The organism is Actinoplanes sp. NPDC051494 (assembly GCF_044454705.1).
Lineage (GTDB): Bacteria > Actinomycetota > Actinomycetes > Mycobacteriales > Micromonosporaceae > Actinoplanes.
In genome coordinates, this window is record NZ_JBITDZ010000001.1 from 26759 (window position 1) to 42552 (window position 15794).

Consider the following 15794-nt stretch of genomic DNA (forward strand, 5'->3'; position numbering starts at 1 on the left):
CAAATACCGCGTTGGAACGTTTGTTCGATGAGGGGTGGGTGGCATGGCGGCGCAGACCGGTGTGCGAGGGCTGGGTACCGATGAGTTGCAGGCGATCAGGGACGGGCTGGCCGCGGGGCGTAAGCCGCGGGTGATGTTCACCGAGTCGGCGGGGCAGATCGCGGGTCAGGTGGGCCAGGTGGTGGCGCTGACCGATCCGGCGGAGTCGGAGGAGTGGGTGGTGGTGAAGTTCGGTCGTGACGAGCTGCCGTTCTCCCCCGCCGATCTGGAGGTGGCGCCGAAGGGACCGGTGAAGAAGGCGGCTCCCCCGGTGCCGGAGCCGCGGGTGGAGCCGGAGTTCGTGCTGGCCGCTCCCCCGCCGCCGCCGGTGGTCGAGGAGCCCGCTCCCGTGGCGGCGCCGGCTCCCGCGCCGCGCAAGGCCGCGGCGCGTCCGGCGAAGGCCGCGAAGCCGCCGGCCGGGTTGACGGTGACGCTGGCGTATGCCGACGGTGAGTGGACGGTGGCGGCGAACCAGGGTGCGAAGGCGCTGGCGAAGCCGTATGTGGTGCGCCCGGCGGAGGCGATGAAGATCGTGGCGCTGGTGGATGTGCCGGGGGTGCGTGAGGCGGTCGAGCAGATCGTGTCGGTGGAGCGGGCCGAGGTGGAGAAGGAGGCGGACCGGTTGCGGGCGGAGCTCGCCGAGATGGAGGCCCGTCTGCAGGAGCTGCGCGAGGCCGGCTGACCTGTGGTGGCTATGCCGTGAGGGCGGCCTTGACGAGGTCCAAGGCCGCTTCCGGGGTGAGTCCCAGGGTGCGGGTGGTCTCGGCGTACCGCCGGGCGGCCTGCTGGGCGGCGCGTGGGGTGCCGGTGGCGGCGGCGGTGATCAGGGTGCCGGCCCGGCCGCGGGTCTCGACGAGGCCGGCGTGTTCGAGTTCGCGGTACGCGCGGGCGACGGTGTTGACGGCGAGGCCGAGGTCGGTGGCCAGGGTGCGCACCGGGGGCAGGCGGGTGCCGGCGCTCAGGTCTCCCGCGGCGGCCAGGGCGGCGATGCGCAGGCGCACCTGTTCGTACGGTGGGGTGGCCGACGCGGGGTCGATGCTGATGTCCATGGTCGTCCTTCGAGGCTCAGATCAGGTGCGGTGGGGTGTTCCCGGCCGCGATGACGGCGCGGCGCAGCGGGACCATCGCGAGCAGGATGCCACCGGCGACGAAGAAGACCACGAGCGACACGATGCCGATGCGGTAGCTGTTGGTGAGCTGGTACACGAGGCCGAACGCGAGGGGGCCGAGCCAGCTGGTGCCTTTGTCGCTGATCTCGTAGAAGCCGTAGTACTCCCCCTCCTTGCCGGTGGGGATCAGCTGGCTGAACATGGAGCGGCTCAGGGCCTGGCTGCCGCCCATGACCAGGCCGATCCCGGCGCCGAGGGCCATGAACGGCACGGCTGCGCCCTCGGGGAGCCAGAACGCGGCGAGCAGCACGACCAGCCACAGGCCCAGGGCGATGAGCACGGTGTTCTTGGCGCCGATGCGGGCGGCGACGGCGCCGAGCAGCAGGGCGCCGCCGAACGCGAGGAACTGCACGATGAGGATCGTGACGATGAGGGTGCTCTGGGCGAGGTGGAGTTCCTCGGTGCCGTACTGGCTGGCGAGGGAGATGACGGTCTGGATGCCGTCGTTGTAGACGAGGAACGCGGCGAGGAAGAACAGGGTCAGTGGGTACGCCCGTAGTCCGCGCAGGGTGTGCCCGAGCTGGCGGAAGCCGCCGGTGATGAGGTTGCCGTGCTGCTGGGTGACCGGGGCGGTGGGGTGTTCGCGCAGCCAGCGCAGCGGCAGCAGGGTGAACGCGGCCCACCAGATCCCGGCGGAGACGATCGACCAGCGGGCGAGGTCGAGGGTGCGCTGGTGGTCGCCGTCGACGCTGAGGGTGAGCACGGCGATGAGGTTGAGCAGCAGCAGGACTCCCCCGCCGAGGTATCCCAGGGCCCAGCCGCGGCTGGAGACCTTGTCGCGTTCGTCGGGGCCGGCGAGGCGGGGCAGGAACGAGTTGTAGACGACCACCGACGCGCCGAACGCGATGTTGGCGATGATGAACAGCACGCCGCCGAGCAGATAGCGGTCGCCGGTGACGAAGCCGATCGCGGCGGTGGCGGCGGAGCCGGTGAACGCGGTGGCGGCGAGCAGGGGCTTTTTGCGGGGCACCCGGTCGGCGATGGCGCCCATGACGGGCAGCGCGAACACGGTCAGCAGGACCGACAGGGAGACCAGGTACGGGAAGTAGGAGCCGGCGGCGATGCTCAGGCCCAGGGGGTGGACCCGGCCGTGGCAGGTGTCGGCGCCGAGTTCGCAGCCGGCGGCCAGTTCGGTGACGGTGGTGAGGAACGGTCCGAGGAACACCGTGATGACGGTGGTGGAGAACGCGGAGTTGGCCCAGTCGTAGAAGTACCATCCGGTGCGTTCCCGCCGGGTGCTCGCCGGGGCCGTGGTTGCGGTCATGGGCGCAGATGATGCCATCCTCAGCCGTGTTGGCTCCACCATCGGGCGAGGGCACTGGTGGCGGGGTCGTCGGAGGCGGCGAGGGTGGCCCAGGGGTCGGCGCCGGGGGTGAGTTCCTCGGCGGCGTACTCGGCGAGTTCGTGGGCGGCGACCGGGTGGTGGGCGGCGTCGACGAGGTCGGCGGGGCCGAGGCTGCCGGTGTCGATCCAGGGGAACCCGTCGACGGGTTCGGGCAGCGGGCCGACGTCGACCGCGGGTGGGAACAGGGCGGCCAGGTCGTCGGCGGGTTCGGCGGTGGCGTCGGGGTCGGTGCCGATCGGGCCGAGGCTGTGCCCGTCGGTGACGTCGACGATCTCGTGGTGCTGGTCGTCGACGACGTCGGTGAACGGGTGGTCGTCCCAGGCCGGGGCGGGGTCGTCGTGCGGGTCGTCGGCCGGGGCGAAGTCGTGGTGGCCGGGGTCGGCCGGGCCGGGGTCGTCGAGGTCGGGGTCGTCGAGGTCCGGGGTGTGGTGCTCGTCAGGGAGAAGGGCCTCGTGGATCTCGGGGATCTCGTGGTGGATGTCGTGACTGCCGTGGTCGCCGTGGTCGTCGGCGAAGTCCGGCCAGCCGTGCTCGTCGCTCATCAGATCTCCTGACCGATCGGTGCGGGAACGGGTGCCAGCGCGCGGGCCCGGGACAGGACCTCGTCGGCGTGCCGGATGTGGTTGCGGATCCGCTGCAGGTCGCGGGTGGCCTCGGCGCGGCGTTTCGCCCGGCCGGCGGCGTCTTCCGCGACGGCCGTGTCGATGTCGGCGATGTGCGCGTCGAGTTCCCGCAGGCGGCGTTCGACGGCGTCGTCGACGGCCACGCCGAGGGCGTACTGCAGGTCGGTGAAGCGGTAGGAGATCTCGTCCTGCAGGGCGGCCCGGGCCTCGCCGAGCACGTCGCGCAGCCAGACCCGGGCCTGTTGCCGGTCGGTCTGGACCCGGCGGCGGTACAGGACGTAGCCGCCGGCGGCGACGCCGAGGCCCAGGCCGGCGACCGGGATGAGCAGCCCGCCGGCGACGGCGCCGCTGACCCCGAGCACGGAGGCCCCGAACAGGGCGCCGCGGCCGGCCATGACGGCGATCCCGCCGGCGGACAGGGCGATGAGCAGGTTGTCGCCGGAGCCGTCGCGGGGTGATCCGGCGTCGAGGGCGTGCCGCAGGGTGGCGTTGAGGCGGTCCAGGACCGCGTCGAGTTCGTGGGCGTCGAACACCTGCGCCAGGACCCGTTCGCCGACCTGCCGGAACGTGGACCGCAGGTCCTCGGAGAGGGTGAGCGCGAGGGCCTGCAGTGCGGCGTCGACGGTGTCGGGCAGTGCGGTGAGGGCTTCCCCGCGCAGGGTGTCGACGCGGCTGGTGAGGTCGGCCTGCAGGGCGCTGACCTTGGTGCGCAGGGTGCTGACCATCTCGACGCGGGCGCGCTGGGTCTCGGTGTTGAGCAGCAGCGCCCACTGCCGGGACTCGGTGCGTTTACGGGCGGCGAGTTCGTTGCGTTCCTGCCGGACCCGGGCGGTCTCGGCGGGGTCGGCGTCGGCGGCGCTGAGCCGGGCGGTGGCGGCCTGTTCCTGCCGGCCCAGTTCGGCCCGGCCGGCGCGCAGCACGTTGGCGAGTTGCAGTTGGTGGCCGCGGCCGGCGAGGTCGACCAGGGCGTGCTGCAGTTCCGCGATGTGCGACGCCGCGACCAGTGACGCCTGGTCGGCGGCGGGCAGGTCGCGGGCCGTCTCGGCCAGCCGGGACGAGACCGGGAACCAGGACGCGTCGGCGAACCGGGGTGCCTTGGCGCGCAGCAGGGCCTGGTTGTCGTCGGCGATGCGCCGCCAGCCCGGGTACGCGTCGACCTTGGTCAGGGCGAACACCACGGTGGCGATCCGTTCGCTGGCCGCGACCAGGAAGTCCAGTTCCGGTTGGGACAGCGGGGCGGACGCGTCGGCGACGAACAGCAGCGCGGTGGCGTTCTCGACGGCGTCCAGGGCCACCGCGGTGTGCGCGGGGTCGAGTCCCCCGACGCCGGGGGTGTCGAGCAGGGACAGATACTGCAGCAGCGGGGCCGGGTGGGTGACCTCGATGCGGCGCGGCGGCCGGGCCCCGTCGGGCAGGTCGCGGCCGGTCGCCCATGCGGCCAGCTGCCGCGGGTCCAGCTCGACCGGTTCGGCGACCCCCGGGACGTACGCGGACACGGCTGTCGTCGGGCCGGGGGTGAAGTGCAGGTAGGTGGCGGTGGCGACGGCGGCGTCGACCGGGGACAGGCCGGGCACCCCGAGCAGGGCGTTGAGCAGGCTGCTCTTGCCCCGTTTGGTCTCCCCGACGAGCACGACCGAGGGGCGGGTGACCCGCCGGCGGCGCAGTTCGGCGAGGTCGGCGGCGGCGTCGGAGTCGGCGGTGCGCACCGCGGCGAGCGCGTTGCGGACCGCGGTGTCCAGGACCGCGGCGAGGTCGCTCATCGGCCGGCTCCACTCGGTGTCGGGTCGGCCCGGATGGTGCGGGCCAGCAGGTGGAATCCGCGTTGGGCGACCTGGGCCACCCGGGACTGGGCGGGGCCGGCGCCGGCGACCGCGTACACCCGCCAGCGGTTGGCGGCCTCGACCGCGGCGGCGGCCAGTTCGCCGGGGCCGGCGTGCGGCTGCCGCAGGATCCACCGGGCGTCCTCGGAGGTGGCGAGGCGGATCAGTTCCTGTTCCCATTCGACGGGCAGGCTGACCCGGCCGGTGGCGACGCGTTGCGCGACCTCCAGCAGCCGCAGCCGGTGGTAGGCGGGTTCGCGCAGCAGCCGTTCGGTGGCGTCGCGCAGTGCTTCGCGGTCGGGGCCGGCGGCGGTGTGCCCGGCGATGCGTTCGAGGCGTGACAGTGCCCAGCCGGCCTTGATCGCGTCGGCGCGCCACCGCAGGGTCTGGTCCAGGGTGTGCCGCAGGCGGGGGAACCCGGAGGCCAGGACCAGCCGGCGGATCAGTTCCCCGGAGCCGAGGCGCGGGTCGGCGGCGAGCTGGGCCAGGGAGAACCCGACGCCGTACAGGTCGAGCAGGCTCAGCAGCCGGGCCCGGTGTTCGGGGCTGACCGGGGCCGGACGGGTGCGGAACAGGTCGACGGAGGCGAGCAGGACCTGCAGTTCGCCGGCGGGCATCGTGGTCAGGCGCAGCAGGGCGGCACAGTCCGCGGCGGTGAGCCGGCCGGCTTCGCCGGTCTCGGCGAGCAGACCCACGACCGGGACGACCTCGGACACCGTACGGGCGAGCAGCGCACCCTGCTGCTCGGCGAGCGGGCCGGCCACCGGCCACGGGTCCCCGGCGCCGCCGACCAGCGTGTCGACCTTGCCGAGCACGCCGAGGGCGTTGATCGGGCTGGACGCGAGCCGGGCCGACACCGCCCGGAACGACTCCAGGGCGCGCAGGTCGTCGGCGCGGACCGCCTGGGTGAACACGTAGACGACGGCCTCGGCGGCGGCGACCTCGGAGGTGGAGTCCTCGTCGATGTCGCCGTCGAACGGGGCGCCGGCCCCGAGCTGCTGCTGGGCGCGGGCCGAGACCTGGGTGTCGGTGGAGGCGAGACCGGGCGTGTCGACGACGGTCAGGTCGCGCAGGTTGTCACTCGTGAGGGTCACGTCGACGTGGGCGATGGTCACGGCGGGGACGCCGAGGCGTTGCGGGATCATCCCGTCGTCACCCAGTGGCAGGCTCACCCGGGTGCCGTCGCGGCGCACCACGTCGACCCGGTCGGCGGTGCCGTACCGGAACCGGGTGACCACCCGGGTGCACTCCCCGGCGGCCGTAGGGGCAACGCGGCGGCCGATCAGGGCGTTGACGAGTGTCGACTTTCCGGCTTTCAGGCGCCCGGCGATCGCGACCCGGAGCGGCTCGGCGAGTCGCTGCCGGACGTATAGCACCTGTTCACCGGCCTCGGGACCGACCCGTGCGACGATCTCGTCACACAGGGTCGCCACCCTGGTGGTGAGCGGACCGGTGGTCACGACTCGTCAGCCGAGCACACATTCGGAGAGAATGTGCGCACTGCGGCTGTCGTCACAGACAAAGGGGGCTGCCTTCCCGGTTCACGGGCAGGGCCGGATCGCCTGCCGCACGACAACTTTACGGATTACGGGAGCGCGCGCGACTCCCGTGTTCGTGCCAAGGCAACGCTGCCGGGGGGCCGCAGCGGAAATGGGGGGCGTGCGTGTCACAGCGGGACCTGGCCGGTCTGGCAGCTGCCCATCTGCGGAGACCCGGCCTCGTCGTGCTCTGCGGCGCGCCCGGGTCCGGCCGCAGCACGCTGCTGCGCAAGGTCGCCGCGACCGCCGCGGGGCCGGAGTTCACCGGCGGCGGCCTGGCGATGCTCGCCACCGTGCCCGCGCTGGCGCTGTCACGGGCGGTGAAGGCCCGGCTGCCCACCCACGACGTGCCGTTGCTGGCCGAGGCGGTCCGTTCCCGGGTCCGTGGTGGTCTGCTCGTCGTCGACGATCTGCAGTACTGCGACCCGGCCACCCTGGCCGCGTTGCCGCACCTGGCCGCCCACATCCGGGTGGTCGTCGCGCTGCGCACCCCGCACCGGATCTCCCCCGCGGTCGTGGCGGCGTTGCGGGCCGCGGCGACCGCGTGGCTCGACGTGCCCGCGCTGAGCTCCGGCGACGCCGAGGACCTGGCCCGGCGCACCGCCCCGCAGCTCACCGACGCGCAGGTCGCCGCCGTCGTGGCCCGGGCCGGCGGCAACCCCCTCGCCGTGGTCACCCTGGCCCGGCACACCGGCACCGGGCGCGGCACCCCCCAGGACGACATCGACCAGGTCGCGTACGCGATCGCGACCGCCCTGGCCGACCTGCCCCGACCGGCCCGCACCGCCCTGGCCGCGCTCGGGCTGCTCGGCCGGCCAGCCCCCGCCGCGCTGCTCGGCCCCGGTGCCGCCGCCCTGGCCGAGGCCGGGCTCATCACCGGTGACGGCACCGGTGTCGTGCCCGTGTCCGGCTACTTCGCCGAGACCGCCGCCGGGCTGCTCGACGCCGAGGCCCGCCTCGAGCTGCACCGGGCCCTGGCCGGGCTCACCCCGGACGCCGAGGCCGCCCGGCACCTCGCCGCGGCCGGGGACGCTCAGGGCGCGTACCGCAAAGCCCTGAGCGCGGCGGACCGCACCGCCGGCACCGACCGCGGTGACCTGCTGCTGTTCGCCTGCGACCTGCCGGGCGTCAACCCGGACCCCCGGGTCCGGATCGCCGCCGCGGACGCGCTGCTCGCCGCCGGGCGCCCGCACGCCGCGGCCCGGGTCCTGACCACCGCCGCGTCGCTGGGCGTGGAGGCCGACGTGCTGCGCGGCGAGGCCCTGTTGCAGGCCGGTGACCCGGTGTCGGCCCGGGACGCGGTCCGGCCCGTGCCCGACGCCGCCGCGGCCGCGGTCGTGGCCGCCCGTGACCGGATCCTGCTGCTCGCCGGTCTGGCCGCGGACCCGTCCGGTGCCCTCGACGCGGCGGAGAAGATCGCCGCCCGGTACCCGGCACCGCCGCCCGGGGTCGCCGCCGCCCTCGCCGCGGTCCGCGCCGCGCACCGGGTCCCCGGCTGGGACACCCAGCTCGCCGCCGCCGGCACCGAGCGCGCCGACCCGCTCACCGGCCGCTGGAGCTCCTGGCTGCTGGTCGAACACCTCGTCGCCGACGCCCGCCTCACCGAGGCCGCCGCGGTCGCCCGCCAGGCCGCCACGGTGGCGGCCACGACCCTGGCCTACAGCTGGCAGACCCGCTTCCTGGCGGTGGCCGACTGGGCCGACGTCCTGCGCGGTTCCCGGACCGCTCACCCCGGCCCGGCAGACCCGGACAGCGCGGATCCAGCCAGCGCGGATCCAGCAACCGCGGGTACGGACGCTGAGGTGGGGTCCGTGGCCGATGACGCGGTGCGGCGCAGCGGGGACCTCGCCGACCGGGCCCTGCCCGCCGACGCCCGGGGATACGCGGTGGCCGCCACCGCGCTCGTCGAGGCGGACACCGGGCTGCTCGCCGCCGCCCGGGGCCGGCTGTCGCGGCCGGACACCCATCCCGCGGCCGCGTGGGTCGCGCGGGAGGCCGCCTGGCTCGACGGGCAGCCGGACCGGGCCGCCGAGGCGGCCACGCCCGGATCGGGTGCGGGGGCCGGGCTGCTCGCCGGGCTGCGGGAGATCACCGCGCGGTGGGCGGCGTTCGACTCCGGCACCTCCGCCCGTGCCGGTTCCGGGGCGCGGAGCTGGTCCGGGGGTGTCGCCGGGGGGCCGATCACCGACACCGGGCCGCCGATCCCGGCCGGGTTGCCGGCCGTCGCCCGGGACACGCTGACCGCGTGGGCCACCGGCACCGGGTTCCCCGCCGTCGCCGGGGCCTGGCACGGGGTCGTGCTCCGGGAACAGATCCGCTGCCTGCTGGCCGCCGGGCTGCGCGACACCGATCCGCAGCAGGCCGTCGGGGCGTTGCTGGAAGCCGAGAAACTCGCCGACGAGGCCGGGCTGGTGGTCCTCGCCGGCCGGGCCCGGCGTGGGCTGCGACGGCACCACGTGCAGCGTGACAGCCGCAGTCCACGGTCCGGGAGCCGGCTCACCCGCCGCGAGGTCGACGTGCTGCGGCTGGTGGCCGCTGGGGAACCGACCCGGCGCATCGCCGGACAGCTGGGCATCTCCACCGAGACGGTGGACACCCACATCCGCGCGGGTATGCGCAAACTGGGGGCCCGGACCCGTACCGAAGCGGCGGCCCTGGCCCTCACCCAGCTCGAGCCGTCCGACGCCCGATCCGATCGTGAGGATGGCCGGTGAACCGACAGACCGATGCTCCCCGTCACGTCGTAGCCTCGATCCCGGACGCCGACACCGTGGTCCGCCGCCTGCACCGCGACGGCTGGACGGTCCGGGAGGGTTTCGCCCTGCCCGACCCGGCCTGGGACGTCACCGTCGACAAACTGGTCCTGCACGGCCGGGTCGGTGACCCGGACACGCTGCGGCTGGTCATCCTGGCCGCCGCCCGGGGTGCCGGGGTGGTGGCGGTGTGCGACGCGGAGAGCCCGATCGGCCGGGCCCTGGTCGACGACCTCGGCCGGCTCGGCGCGGTCCAGCTCGGCACCGGCCCGGTCGAGGCCCCGCTCCCGGCCGGTGCGCAGGACGGGCCGGCGGCGGTGCAGCTCGTACCGGAGCAGCGGGCCCTGCTGGACCGCCTCGCCGCGGGTGACACCATCGCCGCGGCGGCGGCCGCGGAGTTCCTGTCGCTACGGACGGCGAACCGGCGCATCGCCGAGGCCCGGGCCCTGTTCGGGGTGCGCACGACGCGGGAGGCGGTCCTCGCCTACCTGCGCCAGCGCCGCCCGACCTAGTCGTTGTAGACGAGGATGAAGTCGGCGAACGGGTGGCGGCCGGGTCGTTCGCCGGTCTCGTCGATCGCCGCGCGGATGTCGCGCAGCTGCTGCGTGGTCATCTGCAGCGGTGGTTCGTCGGGCTGGTACGTGGTGCGGATCGGGTAGTCCACGCCCGGTTCGGTGGTCATCTCGATGTGGCAGCCGAGCACATGGGTGACGGGCCGGGTCCCGGTGAACCGGATGAGGTCGTCCAGGGTGCGCCGGAACGCCGCCGCGTCGTTGATGTACAGCCGCCCCGGATAGACCGTGTCACCGGTGAGCAGCAGCCCGGTGTACGGGTCGTAGAACGTGATGGCCGCTTCGTGGTGCCCGGGGGTGGCCAGGCATTCCAGGACGCGGCCACCGAGGTCGAGGGGGACGGCCCGGCCGGGTTCGCCGATGCCGAGGTACGCCCACGCGGTGGCCCGGTCGGCGCCGACGACGACGGTGTTGTCCCGGCCGGTGAACTGGGTGTCGCCGGCGATGTGGTCGCCGTGGGCGTGGGTGTGCAGCACCAGCAGCTCGTAGTCGTCGCGCGGGTGGCCGGCCAGCCGGCGCGAGATCAGGTCGTCGACGGTGCGCCGCAGCGGGAAGTGCTCCGGCGAGGTGGTGGCGCCGGTGTCGAGCAGGACCGCCCGGTCGTTGCCGAACAGCAGGAACAGGAACGGTGCCTCGTAGTCGACGGCCTTGTTCTGGCGCAGCACGATGGTGTGCTCGTCGTAAGCGTGCACCTGGATGTCGGGGTCGGTGTTGTGCTTGGCCGAGGGTGATCCGTGGATCCACCGGACGTCCATCGTGCCGGGTGCCGGGGTGGTCGAGGTGAAGTCGACGCGTGGTGCGGTCATGACGCTCCCGTGAGCGTCGTCTTGGCAGACCGGGTACGGCGCACGTCTCGTCCGGGAAAGCGGCGTCGGCGCGCTTCCGGTCCGGAACATATCAAACACGCCGGGGTGAGCCGTCCACAGTGCCCCCGGCATCGGGGTGGGGCCGGGTGCGCGACAGGTCGACCGTGCGGGTGGCGTCGACCCTGCGGGGCCGGTGGGGTTCGCCGGGGCGCAGCGGGACCAGGGTGTCGGTGATCGCCTGGATGATCCGGTCGGTGGCGCGCATGGCCCGGGCTCCCGGGGAGCCGGTGAGACCGGTCAGGTCGACGGGGGCCCCGAAATGGACCCGGACGTGGGGGCGGCGGGCCATCGCGCTCAGCACGGACCGGACGAGGTGTTTCGGGGCGGTGTAGGGCATGACCTCGTGCGAGCCCCACTGGGCCACGGCCAGCACGGGCGCCCCGGACAGCGCGGCCATCCGGGCGGTGCCGGTCTTGCCGCGTTCGGGCCACATCCAGGGGTCGAGGCCGATGCGGCCCTCGGGGTAGACCAGCACCACGGAGCCGGCGCGCAGGGCGGCGGCGGCGTTCGGCAGGGCCTCGGCGACCCGGTCGGTGTATCGGTCGACGCGCAGGTGCCCGGCGGCGCGCATGACCCGGCCCAGCACGGGGGCGTCGAACAGGCCGGCGGTGGCCATGAAGCGGGGTGCGACGCCGGCGTGGTGGCAGGCGGCGGCGACGATGACCGGGTCGATCGGGCTGATGTGGTTGGCGGCCAGGATCAGCGGGCCGTGCCGCAGGTGGGCGGGGACCTGCCCGGTGACGTGCAGCCGGCAGATCGGCGTCACGAGCACCCGGGAGAGACGCAGCAGGGCCCGCCACACCCACGGCACCCGCCAGGACCTGTCCATAACGCCGTCATGATCGCACGACGGCGGGGTGGCCGGGGGTCCCGCCGGGACGGCGTCACCAGGTGACGGGGAGTTCGGCCAGGCCGTACACGATCGAGTTGTCCCTCGTGGGCAGCGCGGCCGGGTCGGTGGCGAGGCGCAGGGTGGGCAGGCGGCGGGCGAGCCGGGCCAGGGCGACGCGCAGTTCGGCGCGGGCGAGGGGCTGGCCGATGCACTGGTGGACGCCGAAGCCGAAGGCCATGTGCTGCCGGGCGGCCCGGTACGGGTCGAAGGTGTCGCCGTCGGGGAACGTGGTGTCGTCGCGGTTGGCCAGTGACAGCAGGGCGGTGACGGGTTCGCCGGCCCGGATCCGGCGGCCGCCGAGGTCGATGTCGCGGACGGCCTGGCGGGGCAGGCCGGTGCGCACGATGGTGAGGTATCGCAGCAGTTCCTCGACGATGCCGTTGACGGTGTCGTCGTCGGCGGTGCGCAGGCGCTGCCAGACGTCGGGGCGTTGCAGCAGGAGCAGGACGCTGAGGCCGATCATGTTGGCGGTGGTCTCGTGCCCGGCGATGAGCAGCAGCACGGCCATGCCGATGAGTTCGCCGATCTCGAGTTCGCCGGTGCGGACCCGGTCGCTGACGAGGCGCCCGAGCAGGTCGTCGCCGGGGTCGCCGCTGGTGCGCTTGGCCTCGATGAGGTGCCCGAGGTACGAGCGCAGCCCGGTCATGGCGTCGCGGACGGCGGCGGGGCCGGCGCTCTGGTCGAGCAGGACGGTGCTGCGCTGCTGGAAGTAGGCGTGGTCGGCGTACGGGACGCCGAGCAGGTGGCAGATGACCAGTGACGGCACCGGCAGTGCGAAACCGGCGATCAGGTCGGCGGGCCGGTCGCCGGCGGTGAGGGTGTCGAGGGCGTCGTCGACGACGGTGGTGATCAGGGGTTCGATCCGCCGGATGTTCTTGACCATGAATTCGGCGGTGAGCATCTTGCGGAGCCGGACGTGCTCGTCGCCGTCCATCCGGATGAAGCCGCCGCGACGGGCCTCGGGGCTCTGTGGGGGCAACCGGCGCAGCAGGGGGAAGCCGGGGCGGTACATGTCGGCGCTGAACGCGTCGGAGCGCAGCATCTCGCGGACGTCGGCGTGCCGGGTGACGAGCCAGGTCCAGCCGCCGGTGGGCAGGCGGACCCGGGTGACGGGTCCGTCGAGGTGGCGCCGGTCGGCGGCGGTGACGGGGGTGAACGGGTCGTCGCCGGGGCTGCGGAAGGGGAACAGCGGCAGACGGTCGGTCCGGACGTCGGTCACGGTCGCACTCCAGGGGTATAACGGGGCGTGTCGGCTTGCACGCACTAAGTTATCGCCACGGAGGCTATGGAGATGGATGTCGATCTATAACGGACATGTGACAGTTCCGCCGCTGACAACTCCGCCGCGGGGGGACGGCCAGCGGGGCCGGCCGCGCAGCACCAGGATGTGCCACAGGTACTTGAGCAGTTGCAGGACCTCGGCCGGGGTGCCGAACCGGGCGAGGTCGCCGGGGCGGTGGGTGGCGGCGCCGATCACCGCCGCGTCGATCACCGGGGTGCCCAGTGACCGGGCCAGGGCCCGGGCCAGCTCGGCCGCCTCGGGTCCGCGCAGGTCGGCGGGGAATCCGGTGGCCTCCAGCACGAACCCGGGATGCCAGCGCAACGGGGCGATCGACGCGAGGTGCGCCGCGGTGGCCGTACCGGCGAAGGCAGGATCGCAGACGACGGCCTCGACGTCGTCGTGCAGCCGCAGGCCGCCGTGGATCTGGGTCTCGACGTAGTCGTCCATGGCGCGGCCGGGACCGGGGCGCCGCACGGCGAGGGCGGCGGTCCACTCCTCGGGGGACGCGGCGGTCAGGCCGAGCGCCCGCCCGGTGCGGCCGGCCTCGTCGAGCAGGGCCGCCCAGATCGCGCCGAAGCGGTCGGCGGTGCCGAACACCGTGGGTTCGCTCGCGCTGTCGCCGTGGCTGAACGTGGACCGGCCGGCGACCTCGGCGCGCAGCAGCAGGTGGCAGCTGCCGAAGCGGGGTGCGGCGCCGTCGGCGTGCCGGGCGAGGTTGAGGCCGCCGTAGACGGGCCGTCCCAGCGTCGCCTCGCTCGGGTACGCGCCGGCGAAGATCCGCTGTTCCCAGCGGTGCCGGTCGCCGCCCGGGTACGCGGTGAGCCCGCCGTTGGAGATCCGGGTCTCGAACTGGCTGCGGTAGACCCCGTCGGTGGCGAGGTGCTCGGCGACGGTGGCTCCGTCGCCGAGCAGCCGGTCGGGGTGGAAGTTGACGGTGATCCGGGCGTCCGGAACGGGCAGCACACCCTCGGCCCCGAGGGCGCGGACGTGGGCGACCGCCTGTTCCGCGGGCGTCATTTCGCGTCGATGGTGCCGGTCGCGAGCAGGACCATGAGCAGCGTGCCGAGCACGAGCCGGTACCCGATGAAGATCGAGTACGAGTGCTTGGCGACGAACTTGAGCAGCCAGGACACCGCGAACCAGCCGACGATGAAGCTGACCACGGTGGCGGTGATGGTGGCCGGCCAGCCGACGCCGCCGTTGGCGGTGGAGATGCCGTCGAACTCGGTCACGGTCTGCAGCACGGTCGCGCCGAGCAGCGCCGGGATGCTCAGGAAGAACGACAGCTTGGTGACCGTCACCCGGTCGAGGTCACGCAGCAGGCCCGCGGTCATGGTCGCCCCGGAGCGGGACACGCCGGGGACCAGGGCCAGGCACTGCACGACACCGATGACCAGGGTGTCCTTCCAGGTGACGTCCTCGACGTGGCGGACCTGGGTGGCGGCGTGATCGGCGAACCACATGACGAAGCTGTACAGGATCAGCGCGCCGGCCACGAACCACAGGCTGCGCAGGGTGCCCTCGATGGTGTCCTGGAACAGCAGGCCGATGATGCCGATGGGCAGCGAGCCGAGGATGACCGCCCACCCGAACCGGTAGTCGGCGTTGGCCCGGTGTTCCTTGTTGAACACCCCCTTGAGCCAGGCCGACACGATCCGGATGATGTCGGTACGCAGGAAGATGAGCGTCGCGATGACCGCGCCGGACTGGATGATCGCGGTGAACGCGGTGATGTCCGGTGCGTCGATCTGGTAGCCGAGCAGCTTCTCCAGAATGGTCAGGTGACCGGTGCTGGAAATGGGCAGGAACTCGGTGAAGCCCTCCACCGCGCCCAGCAGGACCGCTTCGAAGATGTTCAACCCAACCTCGTCCGTTTGATCTCGATTGCCTGACCGGCGTCGAGAATAGGGGGTCGCTCAGGAGCCGTTGCGACGGACCCGCGCCGCGGCGAGCGTGTAGGCCGGATCCCGGTCGAGGTTGTACCGGTCGCGGTCGTAGCGGCGGGTGGTGCGCGGGTCGGCGTGACCCATCGCGTCCTGCACGTCCTCCAGCGGGACGCCCTCGGAACGGGCGGTGGTGGCGAACGAGTGCCGCAGCGAGTGCGGGGACAGTTTCGCCCAGTTCTCGATGCCGGCCTCCCGGGCGAGGCGGCGCACGAGCCGGAACATGGCGTGCCGGTCGAGGCGGGCGCCGGCGGCGGTGACCAGCAGCGGCCCGTCGAGGCGGTCGGCGGTGGTGCCCTCGGCGGCGGCGCGCTGCGCGAGGTACGCGTCGAGGGCGGCGGCCGCGTCCGGGGTCAGCGCCCGGCGCCGGTGCCGGCCGCCCTTGCCGATGAACCGCAGGCTGCGGTGCCCGCGTTCGACGCCGAGGTCACCGACGTCGAGGCTGACGAGTTCCCCGACGCGCAGGCCGAGGTCGGCGAGCAGGGTCAGGGCGGCGCGGTGCCGGACGGCGGCCGGCCCGGTCTCGGCCCGGGCGGCGGCGAGCAGGGCGTCGACCTGTTCGGGGCTCAGGCCGATGGTGGCGGAGTGGTCGCGGGCCACGTACGGCCGGTCCGCCCCGCCGACCGGGTTGTGGTCGACGGCGCGCAGTTTGGCGAGGAAGTCGTACCAGCTGGACAGCCCGGACAGTTTCCGGGCGACGGTGGTCGCGGCGAGGTCGCGGGCCTCCAGGCCGCGGGCGTACGCGTTGACGTCCAGGAAGGACGCGTGCAGCGGGTCGACGTCGCGGCCGGCGCACCAGGCCAGCCAGCCGCCGACGTCACGGCGGTAGGCGGCGCGGGTGTGCTCGGACAGCCGCCGGTTCTGCAGCCAGGCCTCGGTGACCTGTTCGGCGCTGCCGGCGATGGCGGGGACGCCCGGCTGCTGGCGGGGGACCAGAAACGACATCCGGTCA

14 protein-coding genes and 1 riboswitch are annotated in these 15794 nt (G+C 74.0%); of the genes, 3 read left to right on the forward strand and 11 right to left on the reverse strand.

The genetic code is table 11. The features are described from left to right. Positions 1-43: 43 nt before the first annotated feature. Positions 44-721, forward strand: coding sequence for a hypothetical protein (locus ACIA6A_RS00160; RefSeq protein WP_396095122.1), 678 nt, complete (start codon positions 44-46; stop codon positions 719-721). A 10-nt stretch (positions 722-731) separates the two neighbouring features. Here the strand turns inward: ACIA6A_RS00160 and ACIA6A_RS00165 are convergent, their stop codons facing one another. Genes ACIA6A_RS00165 through ACIA6A_RS00185 form a run of 5 tightly spaced genes read right to left on the reverse strand, consistent with a single transcriptional unit; the run spans position 732 to position 6456 of the window. Further along, a complete protein-coding gene (locus ACIA6A_RS00165; RefSeq protein WP_396095123.1) occupies positions 732-1088 on the reverse strand; it encodes a GntR family transcriptional regulator in 357 nt (118 codons plus the stop codon). A gap of 16 nt (positions 1089-1104) precedes the next feature. Continuing rightward, a complete protein-coding gene (locus tag ACIA6A_RS00170) occupies positions 1105-2472 on the reverse strand; it encodes an MFS transporter (protein WP_396095124.1) in 1368 nt (455 codons plus the stop codon). Positions 2473-2492: 20 nt separating this feature from the next. Continuing rightward, complete coding sequence (locus tag ACIA6A_RS00175; protein WP_396095125.1) at positions 2493-3095, reverse strand: hypothetical protein; 603 nt, start codon at positions 3093-3095, stop codon at positions 2493-2495. Then, positions 3095-4936, reverse strand: coding sequence for a dynamin family protein (locus ACIA6A_RS00180; RefSeq protein ID WP_396095126.1), 1842 nt, complete (start codon positions 4934-4936; stop codon positions 3095-3097). The genes ACIA6A_RS00175 and ACIA6A_RS00180 overlap by 1 nt, the downstream gene beginning before the upstream one ends. Beyond that, positions 4933-6456: a dynamin family protein gene (locus ACIA6A_RS00185; protein ID WP_396095127.1), complete on the reverse strand. Its 1524-nt coding sequence runs from the start codon at positions 6454-6456 to the stop codon at positions 4933-4935. Before ACIA6A_RS00185 ends, ACIA6A_RS00180 begins: the two co-directional genes overlap by 4 nt. 203 nt (positions 6457-6659) lie before the next feature. On the opposite strand from ACIA6A_RS00185, the gene ACIA6A_RS00190 reads away from it, so the two are divergent. Together ACIA6A_RS00190 and ACIA6A_RS00195 are read left to right on the forward strand one after the other, a co-directional pair. Next, positions 6660-9248, forward strand: a complete 2589-nt coding sequence (locus ACIA6A_RS00190; protein WP_396095128.1) for a LuxR C-terminal-related transcriptional regulator — start codon at positions 6660-6662, stop codon at positions 9246-9248. Beyond that, on the forward strand, positions 9245-9799 hold the full coding sequence (locus ACIA6A_RS00195; RefSeq protein WP_396095129.1) for a LuxR family transcriptional regulator: 555 nt from the start codon (positions 9245-9247) through the stop codon (positions 9797-9799). Before ACIA6A_RS00190 ends, ACIA6A_RS00195 begins: the two co-directional genes overlap by 4 nt. Here ACIA6A_RS00195 and ACIA6A_RS00200 read toward each other — a convergent pair. The 6 genes from ACIA6A_RS00200 to ACIA6A_RS00225 all read right to left on the reverse strand — a co-directional run bounded on the left by ACIA6A_RS00200 (position 9796) and on the right by ACIA6A_RS00225 (position 15787). Next, on the reverse strand, positions 9796-10665 hold the full coding sequence (locus ACIA6A_RS00200) for an MBL fold metallo-hydrolase (protein WP_396095130.1): 870 nt from the start codon (positions 10663-10665) through the stop codon (positions 9796-9798). The genes ACIA6A_RS00195 and ACIA6A_RS00200 overlap by 4 nt on opposite strands. A gap of 10 nt (positions 10666-10675) precedes the next feature. After that, a riboswitch (guanidine-III (ykkC-III) riboswitch) is annotated at positions 10676-10742 on the reverse strand. Between the two features lie 14 nt (positions 10743-10756). Further along, positions 10757-11554 carry a lysophospholipid acyltransferase family protein gene (locus ACIA6A_RS00205; RefSeq protein WP_396095131.1) on the reverse strand — a complete coding sequence of 266 codons (798 nt, stop codon included), beginning with the start codon at positions 11552-11554 and terminating at the stop codon, positions 10757-10759. A 55-nt stretch (positions 11555-11609) separates the two neighbouring features. Further along, positions 11610-12836 carry a cytochrome P450 gene (locus ACIA6A_RS00210; protein ID WP_396095132.1) on the reverse strand — a complete coding sequence of 409 codons (1227 nt, stop codon included), beginning with the start codon at positions 12834-12836 and terminating at the stop codon, positions 11610-11612. An 84-nt stretch (positions 12837-12920) separates the two neighbouring features. After that, a complete protein-coding gene (locus tag ACIA6A_RS00215; RefSeq protein WP_396095133.1) occupies positions 12921-13916 on the reverse strand; it encodes a DUF3626 domain-containing protein in 996 nt (331 codons plus the stop codon). Then, positions 13913-14758, reverse strand: a complete 846-nt coding sequence (locus ACIA6A_RS00220; protein WP_396095134.1) for an undecaprenyl-diphosphate phosphatase — start codon at positions 14756-14758, stop codon at positions 13913-13915. Before ACIA6A_RS00220 ends, ACIA6A_RS00215 begins: the two co-directional genes overlap by 4 nt. A gap of 57 nt (positions 14759-14815) precedes the next feature. Next, a complete protein-coding gene (locus ACIA6A_RS00225; protein WP_396095135.1) occupies positions 14816-15787 on the reverse strand; it encodes a tyrosine-type recombinase/integrase in 972 nt (323 codons plus the stop codon). Positions 15788-15794 lie beyond the last annotated feature (7 nt).

Excerpts from the sequence above, each read along its gene's own strand:
- ACIA6A_RS00160 (WP_396095122.1), top strand. The coding sequence starts at position 44 with ATGGCGGCGCAGACCGGTGTGCGAGGGCTGGGTACCGATGAGTTGCAG.
- ACIA6A_RS00165 (WP_396095123.1), bottom strand. The coding sequence starts at position 1,088 with ATGGACATCAGCATCGACCCCGCGTCGGCCACCCCACCGTACGAACAG.
- ACIA6A_RS00170 (WP_396095124.1), bottom strand. The coding sequence starts at position 2,472 with ATGACCGCAACCACGGCCCCGGCGAGCACCCGGCGGGAACGCACCGGA.
- ACIA6A_RS00175 (WP_396095125.1), bottom strand. The coding sequence starts at position 3,095 with ATGAGCGACGAGCACGGCTGGCCGGACTTCGCCGACGACCACGGCGAC.
- ACIA6A_RS00180 (WP_396095126.1), bottom strand. The coding sequence starts at position 4,936 with ATGAGCGACCTCGCCGCGGTCCTGGACACCGCGGTCCGCAACGCGCTC.
- ACIA6A_RS00200 (WP_396095130.1), bottom strand. The coding sequence starts at position 10,665 with ATGACCGCACCACGCGTCGACTTCACCTCGACCACCCCGGCACCCGGC.
- ACIA6A_RS00205 (WP_396095131.1), bottom strand. The coding sequence starts at position 11,554 with ATGGACAGGTCCTGGCGGGTGCCGTGGGTGTGGCGGGCCCTGCTGCGT.
- ACIA6A_RS00215 (WP_396095133.1), bottom strand. The coding sequence starts at position 13,916 with ATGACGCCCGCGGAACAGGCGGTCGCCCACGTCCGCGCCCTCGGGGCC.
- ACIA6A_RS00225 (WP_396095135.1), bottom strand. The coding sequence starts at position 15,787 with ATGTCGTTTCTGGTCCCCCGCCAGCAGCCGGGCGTCCCCGCCATCGCC.